At 52.7% G+C, this 20,739-nt stretch carries 17 protein-coding genes; all 17 read right to left on the bottom strand.

From position 1 onward, the window contains the following. Positions 1 to 60: 60 nt before the first annotated feature. Positions 61 to 1,191 (bottom strand): glycoside hydrolase family 88 protein, encoded by a 1,131-nt coding sequence (locus AB4Z33_RS03160; protein ID WP_442048502.1) that lies wholly within the window; start codon positions 1,189 to 1,191, stop codon positions 61 to 63. Between the two features lie 57 nt (positions 1,192 to 1,248). Then, positions 1,249 to 2,130 carry a carbohydrate ABC transporter permease gene (locus tag AB4Z33_RS03155; protein WP_442048501.1) on the bottom strand — a complete coding sequence of 294 codons (882 nt, stop codon included), beginning with the start codon at positions 2,128 to 2,130 and terminating at the stop codon, positions 1,249 to 1,251. An 11-nt stretch (positions 2,131 to 2,141) separates the two neighbouring features. Beyond that, positions 2,142 to 3,020 carry an ABC transporter permease gene (locus tag AB4Z33_RS03150; RefSeq protein ID WP_442048531.1) on the bottom strand — a complete coding sequence of 293 codons (879 nt, stop codon included), beginning with the start codon at positions 3,018 to 3,020 and terminating at the stop codon, positions 2,142 to 2,144. 113 nt (positions 3,021 to 3,133) lie between these two features. Continuing rightward, complete coding sequence (locus AB4Z33_RS03145) at positions 3,134 to 4,774, bottom strand: extracellular solute-binding protein (protein WP_442048500.1); 1,641 nt, start codon at positions 4,772 to 4,774, stop codon at positions 3,134 to 3,136. 424 nt (positions 4,775 to 5,198) lie between these two features. Further along, a complete protein-coding gene (locus tag AB4Z33_RS03140; RefSeq protein ID WP_442048499.1) occupies positions 5,199 to 5,474 on the bottom strand; it encodes a hypothetical protein in 276 nt (91 codons plus the stop codon). A gap of 87 nt (positions 5,475 to 5,561) precedes the next feature. After that, positions 5,562 to 5,867 carry a hypothetical protein gene (locus tag AB4Z33_RS03135; RefSeq protein WP_442048498.1) on the bottom strand — a complete coding sequence of 102 codons (306 nt, stop codon included), beginning with the start codon at positions 5,865 to 5,867 and terminating at the stop codon, positions 5,562 to 5,564. Positions 5,868 to 6,228: 361 nt separating this feature from the next. After that, positions 6,229 to 6,975, bottom strand: a complete 747-nt coding sequence (locus AB4Z33_RS03130; protein ID WP_442048497.1) for a tyrosine-protein phosphatase — start codon at positions 6,973 to 6,975, stop codon at positions 6,229 to 6,231. Further along, positions 6,975 to 7,808, bottom strand: coding sequence for a carbohydrate ABC transporter permease (locus tag AB4Z33_RS03125; protein ID WP_337104150.1), 834 nt, complete (start codon positions 7,806 to 7,808; stop codon positions 6,975 to 6,977). Before AB4Z33_RS03125 ends, AB4Z33_RS03130 begins: the two co-directional genes overlap by 1 nt. A gap of 16 nt (positions 7,809 to 7,824) precedes the next feature. Continuing rightward, the gene (locus AB4Z33_RS03120; RefSeq protein ID WP_442048496.1) at positions 7,825 to 8,769 is read right to left on the bottom strand and encodes a carbohydrate ABC transporter permease; all 945 of its coding nucleotides are present in this window, start codon (positions 8,767 to 8,769) and stop codon (positions 7,825 to 7,827) included. A 17-nt stretch (positions 8,770 to 8,786) separates the two neighbouring features. Beyond that, positions 8,787 to 10,169: an ABC transporter substrate-binding protein gene (locus tag AB4Z33_RS03115; RefSeq protein ID WP_442048495.1), complete on the bottom strand. Its 1,383-nt coding sequence runs from the start codon at positions 10,167 to 10,169 to the stop codon at positions 8,787 to 8,789. 61 nt (positions 10,170 to 10,230) lie between these two features. Next, on the bottom strand, positions 10,231 to 11,052 hold the full coding sequence (locus AB4Z33_RS03110; RefSeq protein ID WP_442048494.1) for a metallophosphoesterase family protein: 822 nt from the start codon (positions 11,050 to 11,052) through the stop codon (positions 10,231 to 10,233). Positions 11,053 to 11,067: 15 nt separating this feature from the next. Then, positions 11,068 to 12,060, bottom strand: a complete 993-nt coding sequence (locus tag AB4Z33_RS03105; protein WP_442048493.1) for a metallophosphoesterase family protein — start codon at positions 12,058 to 12,060, stop codon at positions 11,068 to 11,070. Between the two features lie 160 nt (positions 12,061 to 12,220). Continuing rightward, the gene (locus AB4Z33_RS03100) at positions 12,221 to 12,868 is read right to left on the bottom strand and encodes a GntR family transcriptional regulator (RefSeq protein ID WP_442048492.1); all 648 of its coding nucleotides are present in this window, start codon (positions 12,866 to 12,868) and stop codon (positions 12,221 to 12,223) included. 603 nt (positions 12,869 to 13,471) lie between these two features. Further along, positions 13,472 to 15,580, bottom strand: a complete 2,109-nt coding sequence (locus AB4Z33_RS03095; protein ID WP_442048491.1) for an alpha-galactosidase — start codon at positions 15,578 to 15,580, stop codon at positions 13,472 to 13,474. A 99-nt stretch (positions 15,581 to 15,679) separates the two neighbouring features. Beyond that, entirely contained in the window at positions 15,680 to 16,993 is a 1,314-nt protein-coding gene (locus AB4Z33_RS03090) for an ABC transporter substrate-binding protein (protein WP_442048490.1), read from the bottom strand. A 151-nt stretch (positions 16,994 to 17,144) separates the two neighbouring features. Further along, entirely contained in the window at positions 17,145 to 18,821 is a 1,677-nt protein-coding gene (locus AB4Z33_RS03085; RefSeq protein WP_442048489.1) for a response regulator, read from the bottom strand. Further along, positions 18,814 to 20,655 (bottom strand): cache domain-containing sensor histidine kinase, encoded by a 1,842-nt coding sequence (locus AB4Z33_RS03080; protein ID WP_442048488.1) that lies wholly within the window; start codon positions 20,653 to 20,655, stop codon positions 18,814 to 18,816. Before AB4Z33_RS03080 ends, AB4Z33_RS03085 begins: the two co-directional genes overlap by 8 nt. Between the last annotated feature and the right edge of the window lie 84 nt (positions 20,656 to 20,739).

Here is a 20,739-nt window from a genome sequence, read left to right as displayed (position 1 = left end):
CACAAATAACCCGAATGGAGAAATCCATTCGAGCTATTCGCGCTTCTTCTGCTGCTTAGACTAGAACACCCGCTGCTTCCAGCCGTTCAGCTTCGCGACCGCCTCAACGAAGAAGTAGTCGCCGTAGATCAGCGACACATCGACGTTCTGCCCCGCCGGCTTATGCCCCGTTCCGTGCTTCAGAATGGCTTCGTGCTCGTTGTCGTCCCAAGTGCCATAAATCGCATAAAGCGAGCCGAGCATCCGCTCCGCCGCTTCGCGGTAGACGCGTCCTTCCTTCTCGGCGAGCAGTCCCGCAAGCTCCAACAGACCGGAAGCCGCGATCGCGCCCGCCGAGCTGTCGCGCGGCTCGCCTTCCAGCGTCTCGCTTGCGCGGAAGTCCCAATGCGGAACATGGTCCTCCGGCAGATTCGCGAGGAAATAGTGGGCTACGCGCTGGGAAGCGCGCAGATAGGCGGCATCGCCCGTATAGCGATACGTATTCGCCATGCCGTACAGCGCCCAAGCCGCTCCCCGGCTCCAGCCGGAATCGGGCGCGGCGCCTTGGCCGCCGAGCGTCTCGTCATATTCGCCCGTGAGCGGATCGAAGCAGACGATATGGCGAACCGAGCCGTCCTCGCGGATGAAGTGCTTCAGCACCGTATTCGCGTGCGCCGTCGCGATCTGCGCGAAGCGAGGATCGCCGCTCTCCAGCGACGCCCAGTACAGCAGCGACAGATTCATGCTCGTATCGATAATGGACCAGCCATGCATATTGCCGTTCCAAGCTCTGATGAATTGGCCGTTCAGATTGAATCGGCCGGCCAGGAAGTTCGCCGCGAACAGAGCGCGGCGCTTCGCATCCTCATCGCCAGTGAGACGGTGCTTCACAACCGCGGTCGGCAGGAAGTGAAAACCTACGTCGTGGTCGAACGAGTTCGGCTGAAGCATCTGGCGCTCCAACCTCTCGTCCCACTCCCATGCCGATTCTTTATATCGATCTTCGCCAGTCACCTCGTGCATGACCCATAATAGGCCCGGCCAGAAGCCCGACGTCCACCAGTCGATGCGCTGGTCGTCGTATTTGCCGTCCGCCCCCGCCATATGCGGCGACTTCGCGCCGATTAACGCGATCATCCGATCGACCTTGGCCTGAATGTCTTGCCAGATGGATGGAATATCCGTTATATTGCTCGTTGAATGCAAATGCATAACCCGTTCAAGCTCCCTTCTCCCCGTACAATTTGTTAATGGACTACGTGAATCCCGTTACCCTTTGAGCGAGCCGACCATAACGCCTTTGACGAAGAAACGTTGTACGAACGGATACACGCAAAGAATCGGCACGGTGGCGACCATAATCGTCGCGTATTTAATCGTTTCGCCGATCTGATGGCGGTCTCCTGCCGAAGCCCCCGCCGACATGCTGTCGGTCGAGTTCGCGATCAGAATTTCGCGCAGCACGAGCTGCAGCGGGAACAGCTCCCGGCTCTTAATGAATACCGAAGCGTAGAACCATCCGTTCCACTTGTCGACCGCATAATACAGAATCATAACGGCGATAACCGGCATGGAGAGCGGAATGATGATCCGGAATAGGATCGTAAAATGGTTCGCTCCGTCGATCTTCGCCGACTCCTCCAGCGTATCGGGAATGCCCATGAACGCCGTACGCATAATGATCAGATTGAATGTGCTGATTGCGAACGGCACGATGGTCGACCATAGCGAGTCGAGCAAGCCGACGCCCTTCACCACGAGGTACAGCGGGATCAAGCCGCCGCTGAAAAACATCGTGAACACGATGACGATCATGAACGCGTTGTTCCAAAGTACGTTCTTCCGCGACAGCACGTAAGCGCCAAGCGCCGTCATGAGCAGATTAAGCATAAGGCCGAAGAACAGGATAAACAGCGTATTTTTGTAGCCGATCATGATGCCTGGATTGTCGAACACGCTCTTATAGGCGGCAATAGAGAACCCTTCCGGCTTCCATAGAATGCCCTTGTGCACGATCAGCTGACCCGCGTCGCTGAACGACGCGAACAGCACGTACAAGAGCGGATACAGCGTAGCGATGACCAGTAAGCTCAGAATGCCGTATATGCCGATGTCGAACGCTCTTTCTTGCAGACTCGTATCTTTTTTCATTTTGCCTCACCTCACCATAAGCTGCTTTTGTTGACTCTGCGGCTAATATAATTCGCGGTAATCAGAAGAATCAGGTTAATGACGGAATTGAACAAGCCGACCGCGGAGCTGTAGCTCCAGCCGAACTCCAGCAACCCCTTCCGGTAGACGAACGACGAGATGACGTCGGCCGTTTCGTACGTGACCGGATTGTACAGCAATATGATTTTCTCGAAGCCGACGTTGAGCAGGTTGCCCATTCGAAGAATGAGCATGATTGCAATCGTAGGCATAATGCCGGGCAGCGTAATGTAGAAAATTTGCTTGAACCGGCTCGCGCCGTCCATTCTTGCCGCTTCGTATTGCTCCTGGTCGATGCTCATCAGCGCGGCGATATAAATAATCGACTCCCAACCGATGCGCTGCCAGATTTCCGACAAAATGTAGATCGGGCGGAACAGCTCCGGCTTCTGGAGCATCGCCTGCCCGTCATAGCCAAGCGTCATGAGCAGTCTATTGATAATGCCGTCAGCATTCGTAAAGTCGGTAATAATCCCGCAGATGACGACGAGCGATATGAAGTAAGGCATATACGTGATCGTCTGGGCGACGCGCTTGAACGACTTGCTGCGAATCTCGTTGATGAGCAGCGCGAGCAGAATCGGCGCGGGAAACTCGAAGATTAGCGAATATAAGCTGATGACGATTGTATTCTTAAGGATGCGAACAAAGTAATAGCTGTTGAAGAAATCATAAAAATGCTTAAGCCCGACCCAGTCGCTGCCGAGAATGCCCTTCATCGGCGAATATTCCTTGAATGCGATCAGCGCGCCGTACATCGGTGCATAATGAAAGATGACGTAATAGGCAAGAACGGGAATCATCATGATGTACAAATATTTATTAAGCATAAAATCGCGCACAAACCTGCTTTTTACCACTAGCTAGTCACCTCGATCCAAAAAATGGGACGAGGGCGGCGGCCAGCGCCGCCCCGCCCCCTCCTTTACGTCTAACCTTGCTGTTACCGGTTGTTGTAGCGCTCCAAGGCGGCAGTCTGAATTTCGATTGCGCGATCCAAGTTAAGCGACTTCATCTTCTGCACGTAGCTTTCGAACTGGTCCGGGGAATCCGAACCCAAAATAATTTTGAGCGTCATTTCGTCCACGAGCGTGTTCACGTCGTTCATAATCGTCGCGAACTCGGTGCTCTCCTCCGGCGTAGGCGTAATCGGCGGCAAGCTGTATTTGTCCGCGTCCGTCTTCTGCCAGATGTTCACCGCGTCGCGCTGCGTTTGCAGGGCGAAGAACTGCTCGGCGTAACGTTTGTCTTGAATGAACGGACCGTTGTAGCTGCCGCGGGCATAAAGCGAGATCGCTTGCGCCGGAGCGAGCTTGTCCGGATTTTTCATCAATAGATCGGTATAAGTCGGGTAGCCGTCCTTCATTTCGTAGCTTACGCCTTCCGTACCAAAGTTGAAGAACATGCGKCCTTCCTCGCTGTAACCGTAGTCCAGCATACGAACGGCAAGCTCAGGGTTTTGCGCTGCAGTCGTGATGGCAACGGTACCTTCGGACGCGTACGCTTTATGCTTCTGACCGAACTTCGGCGTATCGCCCTTCTTAAGAACCGGATAAGGAGCTGCGACGAGCACGGCCTTTGGATCGTTAGCCGCAACAAGCGGCTGCCACTTGCCGATTCCGCCGCCGGCATTGCCTACCGTTGCGCCCGTTGCGCCGGAGGCGACATTACCGTCAAGCGCCTTCGAATCGGCGGTGGCGATGTTTTTATCGATCAAGCCTTTTTTGTACCAATCGCTGAACAGGCTGAGGTATTCTTTGTAGCCGTTCTCGGCTGGGCCGAACTTAACGGCGCCGTCTTCCAAATAGAAACCTCTCGTCACGCCGAATGCGCCGAGGAACGCGCCGTTGCCGGATTCGTTGAAGAAACGCGGCTTGCTGACGACCGCGAACGGCGCCGCTGCGCCTTTCTTCTCCTTGAATGCCGTGAGCGTAGCCGTCCAATCGTCGATCGTCTCCGGAACCGGGAGGCCTAGCTCGTCAAGCCAGTCTTGGCGAACGATCGGCCCTTGGAACACGCGAAGATACTCGTCGCCGCGAATGAACGGGAAGGCGTAGTAGCTGCCGTTGTCGGTTTTGACCATTTTGTCGATGTCGGGATTTTCTTGCAGGAACTTTTTCAGGTTAGGAGCATACTTGTCGATCAGATCGTTCAGCTTCAAAATATAGCCGTCGTTGATCGCTTTCTCCGGACCGCCCGGGAAGTCGCCCAGGAAGTTGAATTCGATCATATCCGGAAGATCGCCGGATGCGAGCATGACGTTAAGCGCTTCTTTCACTTGGCCGGTTGGCGGCGCGGTGAAGTCGAGCGATACGCCCGTTTGCTTCTGCCAGTCTTGGAAGAAAGGAACTTCGCTGTGCGATGCTTTCACGCCGATCAAGTTGCCGTTGATTTCTCCCCAGTAGGACAGCTTCTTGTCTGTCTTAATCGGATAAGTTGTCGCTTCGGCGGCATTCTGTGTTTGGTTCGCCGAATCATTTGTATTGGTGTTACCGTTTGCTGCGTTCCCCCCATTAGAAGAACAAGCGATTAACGTCGTTCCCAGCACCGCGATGCCGAGTGTTGTTGCTAACAATCGTTTCATGGCTAAACCTCCGCTTGTGTTTAGTGAGATGCATCTCTCCTACACAGCGTAGCGGATGCCATCAGTCGCCCGATATGAGCAAAACGCGAAAACCGATGTCGATTTCGTCGCACCCCGAGTGACGATTTCGCCAAAACGCTTATCGCGCGCTCGATGGACGAATGACGATTTGTACAATCGCATCGATTATCGAGCCAATTCGCACCTTTCCCCGACGCACCATTTGCATATGGATGGATTTTGTCCAATCAAACGGCCTCTTCTAGCGAAAAAGTTACATTTGATTGGAAAACATCCAACCTAATTCGCACATTCCCCATCGTTCCACCAATAAGCGCACATTAGCCTGTACGAAATCCATTCAAACCTTAGACCTGGAACGATATGGCGTATTAGATTGGATGAAATCCACTCAAATGCTTATTCAGGAAAGGAGAAGATCAAGCGTGCCTTCCCTCAGCTCGTAATACAGCACGCCTCGCCCGCTGCTGATCGGATGCAGCCACCCTTTCGCCACCAACGCCTGGAGCCACTTTCTCGCCGTACGGAAATCCACATCCATCTCCTTGATAACATCAATCGGTCTAATGGAGCGTCCTAAGTGCCAGGCAAGCCGCAAAACCTCTTTCTCCGCAATAACCGCCGGCTTAGCGTGATCTCCCAACATAACCGACCTGCTAACCGCCAACTGCAGCAGCATGCGGCAAACCTCCGGCCGTTCCTTAATGTCATCAAACGAAAAGTGAAGCATCCTCCATCCCATGCCCGTCAGAAAGGAATCTCGGTTCTAGGAGTAGCTGAAGCTCTGCCGATCCATGTCCTTGACATGGGATTGGAAGCCGTCGCATTCCAAGCCCAAACGGCCAAGTGCCGGCAAAAAAGCGAAATCAAGAAATTGCGATTTCCGATTCCAATCGTACACCTCATACTCCGGATGCAAATGTTCGAAGCTTCCGAATAACGGCCACCATACGTTTTGCAAAAACAGCTTTTCGGCGTAACCGTGTCCCCTCTCCAGCCTCCCCTTGCGTTCTCCGCCCCTGCTGGCCAAATGTCCGTCTACGAATGCCTGATGCGCCTTCTCAAAACTCATGCTTATTCCCTCCACTAATTCGTGTACGCAAAAAAAGAACGTTCCTGTGCCATTGGCATCAAGAACGTTCTTCGTTCGCTTATGTGTTGAAAAGATTATAGCATCCCTTGCCGCTCTGCTTCCATAGCAATTGTGGCCAGAGTGGAAATCATCCAATCAAAACGGCCGATTTAGGAAGAAAGTTACTTTTAACTGGAAAACATACAGGCAAATGCGTGCGATCGAGCTCATTCGGTCCATTTGACCACTTTTGACTGTACGAAATCCAGCCAAACGAGATCTGTCGCCAATTAGAGGGTGTTTGAATGGATGAAATCCAACCAAACACCCAATTGTGGACGAAGGTGAGCTAGGTTGAGATTTACGGCTGCAGCAGCATCCGTTTCAAAGCTGCCACTTGCCCATCGCTAAGCCCGATCTTTGCGAAGTAACTTTCCGCGCCGCCGAATGAACCATGCAGATGGTCGAGCATCATCTCCATGTTGCTTGGCGCGCTGCCCAGGAACAGCTCGTACATCTCTGCCGGAATTTGCTCTGGACGGTCCTTGCGCAGCTCATCCATGATCGGCGCGAGATTGACCTCCGTCTCGGCATAATCGGCTACGATGACCGAGCGCTCGACGCCTGCCAGATCAAGCAGCAGGGCTGCGACGACGCCAGTACGGTCTTTGCCCGCCGCGCAATGGAACAACACGCCGTCGCCTTCGGCTTCGGCCATTCGCTCGAACACTTCGCGGAGCAGGTGTCCGCACTCGTCCAGCATATTGACGTACATGTCGCCCAAGCTGCGAATATTCATATTGGTCGATGTCGCCGGATTAATCAAGCTAATGTTGTAATAGTTAGCGCGCTCCGAGCCGTTGAAAACGTTGCGCTTCTGCGCCAGCTCATGAGCATGGCGCAGGTCAATTACGGTGCGTACGCCTATTCCCACAATCGCGTCTTGGTCGTCATCCGTTAATCGATGCAGTCCGTCCGCGCGCAGGAAACGTCCTTTTTGCACCGATAGCCCTTCAGTCGTCGCATAACCGCCGATATCTCTTACATTATAAGCACCTTCCAGCTGGAGAAGCCGTTTGTTGCTGTTGCTGTCTATTGTCGTTGTCATTATTTCAGTCCGCCTTTTACGAAAGAATCGATAATTTGTCGTTGCAGCATAAGATAGATGATGAGTACGGGCAAGCTAGCGATCGTCGTCGCCGCCATAAGCGCTCCCCACATATTGCCGTCGGAGGAGATGAACATTTGCAGACCCTTTTGGATCGTCGTATTTTCCAGCTTCGTCGTCACGAGGAGCGGCCAGAAATAATCGTTCCAAGAGGTGATGAACAGCAGAATGCCGATCGAAGCGACCGAAGCCTTCAGATTCGGCATGATCGTGCGCCACAGCAGGCCCCAATCGGAAGCTCCGTCCAGCCTTGCGGCTTCGATCAGCGTTTTCGGATACGATTTGAACGCGTTGTACAATTGGAGCACGGCGAACGCCGAAGCAATATTAGGTACGATAAGACCCATCAAATGATCGCGCCAACCAAAGCCGCTGATYGCGACATAGTTCGGAATCATAATGACTTGGAAAGGCACGAGCCATGTAAGCGCGATTAATCCGTAGATCAAGCTGCTGCCGCGGAATTCCCAGCGAGTGAACGCATAGGCCGCCAATATGCTTGTAAAAAGCTGCATAACTGTCTGAATAATAGCCACGACCATGGAATTTCCCAGCATGCGACCCATCGGAATGGCATTCCATGCTTTGACGTAATTATCGAAAGTAATATGAAGCGGAATTAAGCTTGAGGTGAACACTTCGGTCTCCGGTTTCAAGGAGGTTACGACCATCCAATAGAGCGGAAAAACCGCCAGCAGCGCGAGCGCGATCAATGCAGCATGCTTCACCGTAGCAGCCGTATAAAAACCCGCCTTGCGTCCAGCCTTCTCCATCTTCGTTCCCTCCTCTCTAGTTGTCGAAGAACGACAGCTTTTTCGTTAATTTCATGAACAGCCAAGCAAGCACGCCGAATCCGAGGAAGAAGACGACAGCTGCAGCCGAGCTCGCGCCGATATTGAACGATTGGAAGCCGTACGTCCACAGCAAGTAATATATGTTTGTCGTCGTGTTGAAAGGTCCGCCTTGCGTAAGCACGTTAATATAAGAGAAGCTCATTTCCGATGCGAAAAGCGTGCTCATCATAGCCATGAACAGAATCGTCGGCGAGAGCAGCGGCAAGAGAACATGCCAAATGATTTGGAACCCATTCGCTCGGTCAATCTTGGCCGCTTCAATGTATTCCTTGTTGATACCCGTCATTGCCGCCGAAAATATAAGCGTACTGAAGCCGATCAGCTTCCAGCCTGTGATGAACGTAATCGACCATATCGCCCAATGCTCGTCGGTGAAGAACCGGATCGGTTCAGACAGATGAAACCAGTCGACTAACGCCTTGTTCAATATGCCGTTCGTCGGATGCATGATCCAGCGCCATACGGACGATACGGCAACCGGCGCCATGATCATCGGCAAGAAAATGAGCGCGCGATAGACATTGCTCGCCTTTCTTCCGATATTGTCCGTTGCGATTGCGATAATAAGCGGAATGATAAGCGAGAATGGAATGATGCCCACCGTGTAGATCAGCGTATTCCAAAGCGCGATGCCCATCTCGGGCAGGTTGAACAGATTGGTGAAGTTCTTCAATCCAACGTACTGCTTCGGCGATGTAGGAAGCAAATTCCATTGGTAGACGCTTAGCTGGAACGTCTGCAGCAGCGGCTTATAAATCCAAAAGCCGATCGAAACAAGAGCCGGCAATAGATAGATGTACGGCTTGATTCGGCCAAGCCGCAGCAGGAACGACTTGCGTTCCTTGCTTTGCGGCTTCGCTTCTGCTGCATGACGGGTCATGCTTACAGCATCATAGCTCATTGAATCAGCGATTGGGCGCGTTTCTGCGCATCCTGCATAATGGAGGCCACATCGCCATCGCTCACGATCGCCTTCGATACGGAGTCATTCAGAATCGTTTCGATTTGTTTCCAGTTCGCGCCCGGATACGATACCCAAGGCTTCAGCGAGTCAAGCTGCTCCAGGTTCGGCTTCACGAGCGGATTCGCTTCTACCCAGCCCTTCAAGTAGTTCGGGTCTTCCACGATAGCCGGACGAAGCGGCAAGTAGCCGATCTCCGAAGTAATGATCGTATAACCGCGCTCGCTCGTCGCGAACTTCAAGAACTCCCATGCCGCTTGCTGCTTCGCTTTGTCGTCCGTCAGAATGAATAAGGCGCTGCCCGAGTTGACCGGCGTCGTCGGTTTGTCGCCAAAGGCCGGCATCTTCGCCGTCTTCAATTCCCAGCCTCCTGCTTGCGATGCGGCAACGAACGAGCTTTGAATCGCGCTCGTGAACAGCAGCATGCCGAGCTTGCCTTGACTGAACGCTTCCATCGCTTCGCCGTCGTTCAGCTTGCTGTTCGCCCCGCTCTTAATAAGGTCCTGCCACATCTCGATTGCGCCAACCGCTTCAGGCTCGCCGAACTTGATCGTTTTGCGGTCTTCGGACAACGCCGCGCCGCCGTTACTGCCGATCAATGCTTGAATGATCCAGTCACCGCCAGCCGCGCCGCCTACATGCGTGCCGGTAACGCCTGTTTTCTCACCGATCTGCAAACCGTATTCCTTCACTTGCTCCCAAGTCGTTGGAGGCACAGCCGGATCAAGTCCCGCTTCTTCGAACAGCTTCGCATTGTAGAAAAGAACCGGCGTACTGAACGTAAACGGCAGGCCGTATGTTTTGCCGTTCAACTGACCCAGCTTCATGCCGTTCGGCGAGAAGCCCTCGAAGTTGCTTTGTAATTCATCGGCCGACACGATATCTTCAAGCGGCTTGGCATTGAAGTTGTTGACGGCGAAGTCGAGGCCGTCGAACGTCAATTGCGCGATATCGGGCGCCGTGCCCGCTACGATATCGGCCTGCACCTTGGCGTTAATATCCGTCGAAGCTACCGGAATGGCATCGATTTTAATGTTCGGATGCGCATCCTCGAATTCTTTAATCAGCTTCTCCGTACCCGGAACCTGGCTGGCAATCGCAAGGTTGTAGCTATAGAACTTCAGCGTCACTTGTTCGGTCGATGCTGTATTGTCCGCTTTTTCTGCACTTGCCGAATTCTTATTTGCATTTGCATTCGAGCTCGTGTTCGTGTTCGAACCGTCTGTATTACTCGCGTTGCCGCCACAAGCCGTTGCCAGCAAAGATAACGATACTAGCGTAGCAGCAGCTACTTTTTTGTAAGCCATGATTAATTCCATCTCCTTATTGGCCCCCTGGGGCTTATATATTTACGGTCAGTTCGAAGTCATAGCGCTTTGGTTACGCATGCGCATGTGAAGCATCTATCTTCCATTCGTAAACGATTCGTTGGTCGCCTGCCATCGGCATCGGATGAACGACCATTTGCCCGTTCTTCACCAGCACGAGGTTATAGCCGCTGTTGTCGATGAACTTCATGCTGTCGTTGCTCGTCGGCTCGATTCCGAATGCGACGCCGGTCGCCGCAGCGCTTGGAACGCCTTGGAATATGCCGATATTGTTGCAGTGAATGTGACCCGACAGCAAACCGATTACATCCGTTCCTTCGATCGCAGCAGCCAAGTCTTGCGGATTGTCGAGCAGATGGCTGTCCATCATCGGCGTCATCGTCGGCACGACCGGATGGTGATGAACGATGATTGTGCCGTTCGGTGCCGGTGTTGCAAGTACGTCGCGGAGCCAATTCAACTGCTCTTCATCCAAGCGGCCGCCATGGATGCCGGGAACTTGCGTGTTCAGTACAACGATCCGAAGTCTGTCTTCCATGACGCTATAATAGTAGGACTCTTCCGACGGCAGCTCCTGCAAATATCCTTCGCGGAAAAACGGGCGGGAATCGTGGTTGCCCAGGGCAACATATACCGGTACGCCAAGTTTTGCTTTCTCCTCGTCCAGCACGGTGCGAAGATGACGGTAATCCTCTACGTCGCCATCCTGCGTAAGATCGCCGCTAATAACGACAAACGCCGGCTTTTGGCTCAGCTTGCCGAGCTCCGCGAACGTTTCGCGTAATTTTTTCGTTGCGTCCATTTCGAATAACGGATTTTTGCCGGGAACATTAATATGGGTGTCGGTCAGATGTGCGAAGAATATAGGTTGCATAATAAATAAGCCTCCTTAAGAATGCGAATGTGCTTGCGGTTTGTAATGGTTGATTTCTTGTACGCCGTCGAGATGAATGACGCGGTACGAAGGTTTGCCGTCACGTACATTGACCCATAAGAACAAGTTGTCGCTCTCCGGTCCGTTGCCATGCGCATGGCCGCCCGTTCTTCCGAGCTGAATACGCTCGCCATTGCCGACTACGGAATATTCCATGGCGTGCAGATGTCCGGCGAATACCGTATGCGGACGTCCGTCCAGCAGCTCCATCAGCTTGGCGTAACGCTTGTCTTCCGACTTCCAGCCCGGCTTGTGCATGCTGATGAAGGTCCATTTCACATCTTTGTTCTCTTCGAGCACGCGTTCTGCGAACGCGAGTTGCTCATCGCTGAACGCTAGGTCGATGCGTCCCATTTCCTTGAGTTGCTCTGGCGACATGCGGCTTACGATGTCATCGTAAAAGGCTTGCATATGCGCTTCCATATGTTCCGGATCATTCTGAACGTTGTAGGTTGCTTTTTTGATAATATCGATAAATTCATCGGACAGCTCAGTCGGCGGATCCTCTGTGTTGAGTACGAGGAACAACGCGTCTCCCGCCCGGAATGCGTAATATTCGAAGCCCTTGCGATCGCGCCATACATCCAGCATGACTTGATTGCCGTAATCATGATTGCCGACAACGTGGAAGAAAGGCACTTCCGTTGCTTTGATTTTTTCATCGATGTATTCCCACTCGGCTTCTGCATCGGCAGCGTCGCGCCAGTAGCCCTCGATCAAATCGCCGACCGAAACGACGAAATCCGGCTTTAAGTCTGCTACAACCTCGAGCGCTTTCTCGAATACGCCCGCTGTCGCCATGCCGCAACGGTCTCCCAATACCGCGAAAGAGAAATCTCCTGTTGCCAGCTCCGGCAGCTTGCCGAACCACGGACGCTTGTCCGTATTGAATCGTGCATCGTCATACCAAATTTCACCTGCATTGCGGATTGCTTGAACGATTGTCACTAATCTCTCTCCTCTCGGATCTTGCAATGAAAGAATCACTATCCGAGATCAGTATGCAGGTTGTATGTAAGTGGATTGTTATCGCAGTCTAAATGATATGTAAAAGACCATGTTAACTTTACAAAACAAAAAAGGATGCCTGCGTAGGCACCCTTCACTCTTAAATAACGCCGCTCAGCATAAGCTGCTGCGTCGTATTCATATAATTTTCCTCGATCGCCGCTTTCGCTCCGTCATAGTCTTTGCGCTGCAGCGCTTGATAGATTTTGGCGTTCATGACATTGGCCCATTGCGGCTTTAACTGCGGAAACTGCTTGCGGAACGTGACCATCCGGCAGATGAACTTACCGCGATACGATTCAAGCACTTGAAGCATATAGTCATTGCCCATGGCGCTTAATATCGTCTCGATGCACATCAATGAATTATTGTAGTAGCCTAGAAAGTCGCCTTCCTCGCGGGAGACGTCCTGACGTTTCAAGTAAAGGCCAAGTGCTTCCACGTCGAAATGCAGCTCCCTTTGCTTCGCCATATCCAAGACGAACATCTGCATTGATACAAGCACTTCGAGCATTTGGCAAAACTGGCGGAACGAAATTTCTTTCACGAGCACGCCTCGTCCTTTGAAGCTCTCGACATGCCCTTCCTTCTCCAGCATCGCGATCGCAGCCCGGATCGGCGTCCGGCTCATGCCTAACTCGCTTGCCAGCTCATTCTCGGACAACAGCACGCCCGGCATGACTTCAGCGCGCACGATCCGCTCCTTGATTTGATTGTAAGCTTCCGTTTCCAATGAAGTCGCTCGCATGCTACCCTATCCTTTATTTTTCATTTGGGAATTATCCTAACAAATAGGGAGCGCGATAGATAGTTAAGATATTGTAAAAGAATGGGGCATAATGGGAGATGCGTACGGGTGGACCGTGAAAAGCCATGCGGCGAGAAACAGCTCTATTCCGCCAGTAGTGTCTTTTCATCGAACTAATTTCAGCTAACAGGTGGTTACATGCTCATTAGTTGCATTTCATCGATCTAATTCGCAGGTTCACGCCAAAAACACCAAATCCGCCCGATTAGTTGCCTGATATCGAACTAAACAGGCGAGGTTCCGCGTACAAGACTAATTAGTTGCCTAGAATGACACTATTGCCCGTTAGCTACCTTTTGGAGGGTAGCGCTTCCTGCCGTGGATGGTGGCTACCACCGGGTATATTGCTCATTAGTTGCATCTCATCAAACTAATTGGCTAATTCACACATAAACACCTAACAGGCCTTGCGGCGGGGAGGCTGGATGGAATAGAGCTGAAAACCAGCTCTATTCCGCCAACATCGGTGTGTTGAGCGCCAATAGATATAGAAACTATATCTATTGGCGCGGATGGACGGCGAGAGCGGGCGTGAGGCGCCGCTTACAGCCGGATCTCGAACAGCCTAGCCGTTCGAGCGGCTGGGAGTGTGACCGTGAGCGAGCTATTAGCCGCGCTCCACGTCCAGTCCGTGCCCGCGGCGGGCGCTGCCGGATATGCGCAGCGAATCGCCGGTTCGGCGGAGCTGCCGTGCGGCGGCACGGGCAGCGGCAGAGTCACTTGCGCCGTCTCGCCGGCAACGCGCCAGACGGCTACATAGATGCGGTCGTCTCGGCGCAGCCCGAGACTGACCCACTCATCGCCGTGGCTCGGCAGGCCAAGCGGCCAGAACGGCAGCGCTTCGCGAATGTCGCCGCGAATCGACTTATAATAATCGAGCGCCTCCTTCACCAGCTCGCGGCGGCGCGGGCTAAGCTCCGCGAGATGTCCGCTCTGATGGACGCGCAGCAGCAGCGCGTTGACCATGTTGAAGATGACCTCTTCATCATCGCCTTCGCGCAGCGGATACGACCAGATCGCCGATTGCTCCGGCGTAAGCGCGGCCGGCGAGCCTGCGGCAATCGCCGCATAATTGACGTAGTCTTCCTGATCGCTCGTCGACTGAATGCTGTGGCGGCTCAGCATAGCGTAGTCCATCCGCATGCCGCCGCTCGAACAGTTCTCGATGACCAGCTCGGGATAACGAGCAAATATCGAATCCAACCATTGCAAGTACGCCCGGTTATGCCGCAGCAAACCGTCACCCATGCTGTCCGCATCAGTTTCCGTGCCGATACCCGCATTGATGTTATAGTCCATCTTAATGTAGCCGACGCCATAGTCCTCCACCAAGCGACGAATAACTTCATCGGCATGGGCGATAACCGCGGGATTGCGGTAGTCGAGCTGATAGCGGCTGCGATCCTTCACCCGTTTGCCATGCCGCATGAAGAACCAGCTGTCGTCCGTCTCCGCCAGCTTCGGCGAGTTAATGCCCATAACCTCAAGCTCCAGCCACAAGCCGGGGATAAGCCCTTTGCTGCGGATATAGTCGAGCACGTACTTGATGCCTTCGGGGAATCGCTCCTCGGAAGGCATCCATTCTCCGACGCCATCCCACCATTCGCCCGGCGCGTACCAGCCTGCGTCGATACAGAAATATTCACAGCCGACATCAGCTGCTGCATCAATTAGCGGAAGCAGCTTCTCCGTCGTCGGCGAGCCCCAAAGGCAGTTCATGTAGTCATTGAAGATGACTCGCAGCAGCTTATTATCATCATTCACACGGCGAATGGCGCGTCGATATTGCGTCAACTCCGCAATCGCCTGCTCGAAGCCGCCTTGCACCGCACCAACGGCTACAGGCACAGACTTGAATGACTCGCCAGGCGCAAGCTTTAGCCACCAATGATTGTCATGCTCCGTCGGACCGCTCAAATACAGATACATATGATCGTTCTGATCGGACATCTCCGCATGCCACGAACCGTTATGCTCAATCTGCCAGAATAGGCTGCTGCCGGCCTCCGTATTCTCCAGCACGCCCATCGGCAAGTTCTCGGCCGCCGACCATGAGCCCGTATTGCTGAAGGCAAGTCGCTTCGATCCGCGATCGGCTAGATGCGACAAGCCGATCTCCGGCAACTTGTACGTCCGCCATTGCAGCTCGCTCTGCCAACCGCTATGCGCCACCGTAAGATTCATCTTCTCATTCCGATCCAATATACCTTCCTTGTCGACACCTGTCAGCGCGAACGAGGACACGTACTCAATCGCAAGCTCTTCACCGCCGCCATTAACGAGCTCTACCCAACAACGAACCGTCTGAATGCCGTCATAGAACTGGTAGTGCTGCACCGCACGCAAGCCCGTCACCTCATCGACGAGCGTAACCGCGATCAGACGCCCATTCTCGTTGCGGCTATCCTCATGTCCGCCGTATACCATGCGCAGCCCCGGATACGAAGCGCGATGCGAGCGGCCATGGTATTCGGCCCGATCTTCTCCGGTTAGCTGCAGCTCCAGCATGCGGAAGCCCGTTATTTGCAGATCTGTAATCAACTCCGCGTCCAGCGGCGCTGATCCGAAATGCATCAGTCTCACATCACCGCTCTCCGTCACATCGAACACAAGGTACAGCCCATTTTCCACAATCGAATGTCTACCCGCCATAGTCCTTTCATCCTCCCATTCCACATCTAATAAAGAAAACCCAGCACTGCGAAAGTGCTGGGCTCTAACCTCATACGCTGCTGCCAATGCGGTCAGCTCTTATTGAGCGGAACCGAATTGTACCCACGCCTTCTGAATTTCGTCGATTGCAGCGTCTTTCTTTTTGCTGCCGCCGATGTAGGCTTGCATAAGCTCGCCGAATTTTTGGTGGAACGTATCGAGCGAGTAGTTGACTGTCAGGTCACCGGATTTTTCTGTTTTCAAAATTTCTTCCATTTGTTTCGGCATAACCAAATCAGGCAATGGAGCGTCCTTGATTGGCGGAATGACTTTCGCTACGTTCGAGAACCATTGTTTGCCRTAATCGGATGTGTACAACCAGTTAAAGAACTCGATTGTTTCTTTCGCTACTTTGGAATCTTTGTTGATGCGAAGCGCTTGGTCGGCGCCTGTAATCAGTTGGTTTTGTTCAGCCTTGTCGCTAACCGGGTAACCTACGATACCGATCTCGATGTCCGGACTGATTTTCTTAATCGCTTCTTCGTCCCATGCGCCCTTACCTGTCATGAATGCTGCTTTGCCCGTTGCAAAGTCGCTCACTTCGGCATTGCTGTCGCGCTCAAGCGGCTTGTTCGTGCCATGCTCAACCGTCGAATCAATGAAGTTGAAGAAGTTATCGTACAGTACAGGGTGATCCTTGAACGTCGTTTCGCCAGCGATGAACTTAGCAACCAATTCCTTCGGAGTTGTGCCTGCGTCTTCAGCAGCCGCGTTCACGAAGTTTTGGAAGATATGCTTCCATACCCACCACTCTTTGTACGCATTGGCGAACGGTGTAATGCCTTTCGCTTCAAGCTTCGCAATAGCGTCATTCATTTGAGCCGTTGTTTTCGGAACTTCAGTGATACCTGCATCAGCAAGCAGCTTCTTGTTGTAGATCATCATCATCAGGTTGCCTTTAACCGGCAATCCGAGTACTTTACCGTCGGAAGAGCTCATGTTGATCTTAACAGCGTCTGTCATTGCAGCCGCAAGCGGCTCGTTCGTCAGGTCGGCGCTGTATTCGGCGAATGTATCGATGTCGCCGCCTGCTGTTGTCTGGAATACGTCAGGCGTGCTGCCAGCCGCAATCTTCGACTTCAATACCGTGTTATAGTCAGCTTGCATAATTTCAAGGTTGATCGTTACATTCGGCTTCACTTTTTTGTATTCTGCAATGTAAGCGTTGAATGCATCCGTGTATTCAGGCGATGCCGTGAACATATTAATCGTTACCGCTTTGTCCGAGCCGCCTTCTTCGCCGTTACCAGCGTTCGTACCGTTATTTGTTTCATTGTTTTTGCCGCCGCATGCGGCTAATATTCCGACGACCAGTACGAGACTGACCGACAGCGCGAGAAATCTTTTCAACATGGTGTTGCCCCCATTTCCCTCATTTGTTGTGGTCTTCGTAGCCTATTGTAAAGAAATCGCAATAGGATAAGAATGTACATAAGTGAATAGTTAAGGGTAAAAAAGTGTAGTTTGTCAGCGGTTCACTTTTTGCCACCTGCGCAGGCTTTGCTTATTCGTCCTGCTGCGCTGTACGAAATTCCGAGGGCGATAAGTTGTAATAGTTGCGGAACGCCTTGCTGAAATAGTTTTTGTCCTTGTAGCCCAGCATCTCGGAAATATCCTGAATCTTCAATGCCGAGTCGCCAAGCAGCTCCTTCGCCTTGTCCATCCGCACCTTCTGCACATACTCGTGAATGCCATAACTGAACTGCCCCTTGAACAGCTTCATTAAGTATTCCCGACTTAAAAAATATTTCTCGGCGAACATCGAAATTTTTATATCCTCGAAGTAATGATCGTCAATATAAGCCTTAATGTCGCCAACATCAAACGGCCCATTGGCACTCTCCGCCTTGCGAATCTGCTCGCTGTAATAATCGAGTATGCTAAACAGCAGTCTCTCGTACGATTCGAATGAATCGTAATCGGATGACAGTCCCATCGATCTGAGCGGATGCTCTTCGCCAATCGGAAGCCGCTCCTCCTTAACTCCAAGCTCCAAGGCCATATCGTTTAGCAAAATGACATATTCGGCCATAACGCGGTCTGAATCGCCGATCGTGAACCGCTCCGCTGCTTTCCACCGCTTCGTAAGCTCGCCTAGTACCGATCTCGCGTGCTGCGTGTTGCCGGCCTCCAGCGCCCCGCGAATAATGGCCATTCGGCTCGTAATCGACACCGATGAGCTGTCCCGCTCGCGCTCTTTGTCACGCTCGCGTATTCCTCCGTCTTTAAGCGAAACGGCGGACGACATCACCATCCCACCCTTCAGACGCAGCAGATCCATGCCGCTAATCGCAGCCTTCGCTCCCTCATAGGAGGAAGCTATATCGAGCGCGTCCGAGCAAGACTCTCCGACTCCGATGACAACGGTAATGCCGAACAGCTCCTGCAAGGCGGAGGCTACCTTCTTCATCTGATGGAGGGAATGGTAGGCAATATCCTCGCGATATCCGCCGTTCATCGTTAGAACGGCAAGGATCTCACGCTCCTGCTTCGGATTCGCGAAGCTGAATGACTGGAAGCGGTCGCCCGCAATTTCGTTAAGCACGTTAGAGACGGCGAAGTGAAGCAGATCGGTATCGTTATGAAACCTTCTGCTCCGTACCCGCTCCATATCCAACACGCGCATCACAATAGCCGCGAATCGGTTATTGGGATCATCCGCCCCGATAAGCGGCAGGAACGCTTCATTCGACTGGCTCTTGAAGCTGCGCTCGATGATCGAGAGGTACACTTTCTCCTTGAGCTTCGGCAACGACATATTCAGTGTAATGTTGCGGTTGATGAACTCGCTCTCCCGCTTGCGCTTTGCTTCCAGAAGATCGATCGACTTGCGCAAAGCTTGGTTCAAGTCTTGCCTGTTGATCGGCTTGAGCAGGTAGTCAACAACCTTGGAATGGATGGCTTGTCTCGTATATTCGAAGTCGTTATAGCCGCTGATGACGATCGTAAGCAAGTCGGGATAGTCGCGCTCTACCACTTGAAGAAACTCGATCCCGTTCATCTCAGGCATCTTCATATCGACCATAACGAGGTCGATCCTGCCAGCCTCAAGCAGCTTCAGCGCTCCCAGCCCATCGGAAGCCTCAAGCACCTCGCTTACCTCAAGTCCCTTCCAATCGCCCAAAATCCGAATAGCCTCGCGCAGCGGCTCCTCATCGTCAACAATTAGTACTCTATACATAGCTGCCGCCTCCCCGCGGTAATAACATTTGCATTTCCGTACCTGCGTTATCCTCCGTCACGATCCGCAGCTCGGCTTCCTCGCCATAGAGCAGCTTCAGCCTCGTATGCAAATTAACGAGGCCAATGCTGTCACCCGCGTTATCGCCCTGCCGCTCGTCCCATTCCTTGCGGAACGATTCCCGCACCTGCTCCAGCCGCTCGGGCGTGAAGCCCGGTCCGTCATCATGGACCGATATAATCAAATGCTCGGCGTCCGCCTTCGCCCCGATACTGATCGTAACGGTGCTGGACACCTTCTCGAGCGCATGCTTGATCGCATTTTCGACTAACGTCTGAATCGACAGCTTCGGAATCTCCAGTTCCATAAGGGAGTCGTCCCAGTCGTAAACGACCTGCAGCCTGCTCCCGAACCGCGCCTTCTGCAGCGCCATATACCGCTCGATATGCTGCAGCTCCTCGCGCGCGCGAACGATATCCTTGCCGCTGATTGCATACCTCAGCGTAAGCGCCAGCGCATCGATCATATCGGCGATGTCGAACCTCTCGCTTTTAAGCGCCTTGGTCGAGATCGCCTGCAGCGCGTTATATAGAAAATGCGGGTTGATTTCCGCCTCCAACGCCTTCAAAATCGCGTTTTTCTCCACCAGCTTCATCTTGTACCGCTCGTTAATCAGCTCGTTCGTTCGCCGTACCATTTGGTTGAAATGACGGGATAAATAAGCGAGCTCGTCCTTGCCGACAACCTCCGTCTCGGCCTCGAAGTCACCATGACTGAACCRGTTCATCTGATAAGACAGCTTCTTCAGAGGCCGCGTAATCGCATTCGAGAAAAACGTCACCAGGATGACCGCGAGCAGCAGGAATAGGAAGCCGATCAAGAAGTTTAAGTTACGCGTCGTTGTTGCTGCCGCATAGATTTGGCGATAAGGTATCGGCTTTACCAGCTGCCATCCATCCTGCTCGCTCGTATTGTAGACGACCAAATATTTTTGACCTCCCTCCGACCATGTAAACCGCCCCGATTTCCCGTCCGCCAGCCGCTCCAATGCTCCGTCCTGCTTCATAAAGCCGTAGAAGGACGGATCGTCCATAGCGAACGGAATATGATCATCCGGGCTAAGGAACATCAGATGCTGCCCCTCGCTGAACGGAATATCTTTGATAATGTCATYCTTCATCGAAGGATTGACATAGAACGACAGCACCGCGAGCGGTTCCCTCGACGCAATCGAACGAAGAACCCGATGATACGCCATGAAGCTGTTCGACGTATCCACCGGATACCCGGGCTTCGCGCCCGCCAGCTCGAATGATTGATAGGCGTGATTATTCGGACTGTCCATCGTATCTTGAAACCACGAGAGCCGTGCAATATTAGGATCGGTTGCCGTTCGCACCGTGACATTGTAGTTTTCCTTCGTAACGGCATAGTACTTGTCCTGTTCCACTACGTACAGGTAGATCGCCTCAAGATCTTTGCGCGAAAAATACAGATTCCGCAAGTACTCCTCTACAAACATGCGGGACGCGTACTCCTCGGACTCGTGCATGATGGCATAGGACAGCTCGTCATAGTTGATTTGCGGCAGCGACAATTGCTTAATCCCATTCAAATAATCCTCTAGATTCTGATTCACGAGCAGCAAATTGTTCGACGTACTCGCAATGCTGTTTGCAACCGACTCCTTCTGAAGCATCTGATACGAGATGAAGGTCAGCGATCCGACGACGAGTATAATAATGGTCGTAAATAGCACAATAAGCTTGTTCACAAGCCTTCGAGTCACAAGCTCGATCAGATTGGAAAATGTCTTGGATGCCCGATTGAACAAGGCTCATCCCTCCTTTTCGACAACAATGTCCGCTTTCGCTTACCTGTTCACCTTTTTACCCCTAACTGTTTTCATAAATCCATT

It is taken from the genome of Paenibacillus sp. 2TAB19, assembly GCF_052115185.1.
In the GTDB taxonomy this organism is placed as follows: domain Bacteria; phylum Bacillota; class Bacilli; order Paenibacillales; family Paenibacillaceae; genus Pristimantibacillus.
The sequence above is the reverse complement of the archived record's forward strand: the minus strand, read 5'-3'. Positions and strand labels throughout refer to the sequence as shown.

What these genes read in the sequence shown, in the direction of transcription:
- AB4Z33_RS03140 (WP_442048499.1), bottom strand. Translation starts at nt 5,474, where the DNA reads ATGCTGCTGCAGTTGGCGGTTAGCAGGTCGGTTATGTTGGGAGATCAC.
- AB4Z33_RS03155 (WP_442048501.1), bottom strand. Translation starts at nt 2,130, where the DNA reads ATGAAAAAAGATACGAGTCTGCAAGAAAGAGCGTTCGACATCGGCATA.
- AB4Z33_RS03135 (WP_442048498.1), bottom strand. Translation starts at nt 5,867, where the DNA reads ATGAGTTTTGAGAAGGCGCATCAGGCATTCGTAGACGGACATTTGGCC.
- AB4Z33_RS03095 (WP_442048491.1), bottom strand. Translation starts at nt 15,580, where the DNA reads ATGGCGGGTAGACATTCGATTGTGGAAAATGGGCTGTACCTTGTGTTC.
- AB4Z33_RS03130 (WP_442048497.1), bottom strand. Translation starts at nt 6,975, where the DNA reads ATGACAACGACAATAGACAGCAACAGCAACAAACGGCTTCTCCAGCTG.
- AB4Z33_RS03100 (WP_442048492.1), bottom strand. Translation starts at nt 12,868, where the DNA reads ATGCGAGCGACTTCATTGGAAACGGAAGCTTACAATCAAATCAAGGAG.
- AB4Z33_RS03150 (WP_442048531.1), bottom strand. Translation starts at nt 3,020, where the DNA reads ATGCTTAATAAATATTTGTACATCATGATGATTCCCGTTCTTGCCTAT.
- AB4Z33_RS03120 (WP_442048496.1), bottom strand. Translation starts at nt 8,769, where the DNA reads ATGACCCGTCATGCAGCAGAAGCGAAGCCGCAAAGCAAGGAACGCAAG.
- AB4Z33_RS03110 (WP_442048494.1), bottom strand. Translation starts at nt 11,052, where the DNA reads ATGCAACCTATATTCTTCGCACATCTGACCGACACCCATATTAATGTT.
- AB4Z33_RS03115 (WP_442048495.1), bottom strand. Translation starts at nt 10,169, where the DNA reads ATGGAATTAATCATGGCTTACAAAAAAGTAGCTGCTGCTACGCTAGTA.
- AB4Z33_RS03160 (WP_442048502.1), bottom strand. Translation starts at nt 1,191, where the DNA reads ATGCATTTGCATTCAACGAGCAATATAACGGATATTCCATCCATCTGG.
- AB4Z33_RS03085 (WP_442048489.1), bottom strand. Translation starts at nt 18,821, where the DNA reads ATGTATAGAGTACTAATTGTTGACGATGAGGAGCCGCTGCGCGAGGCT.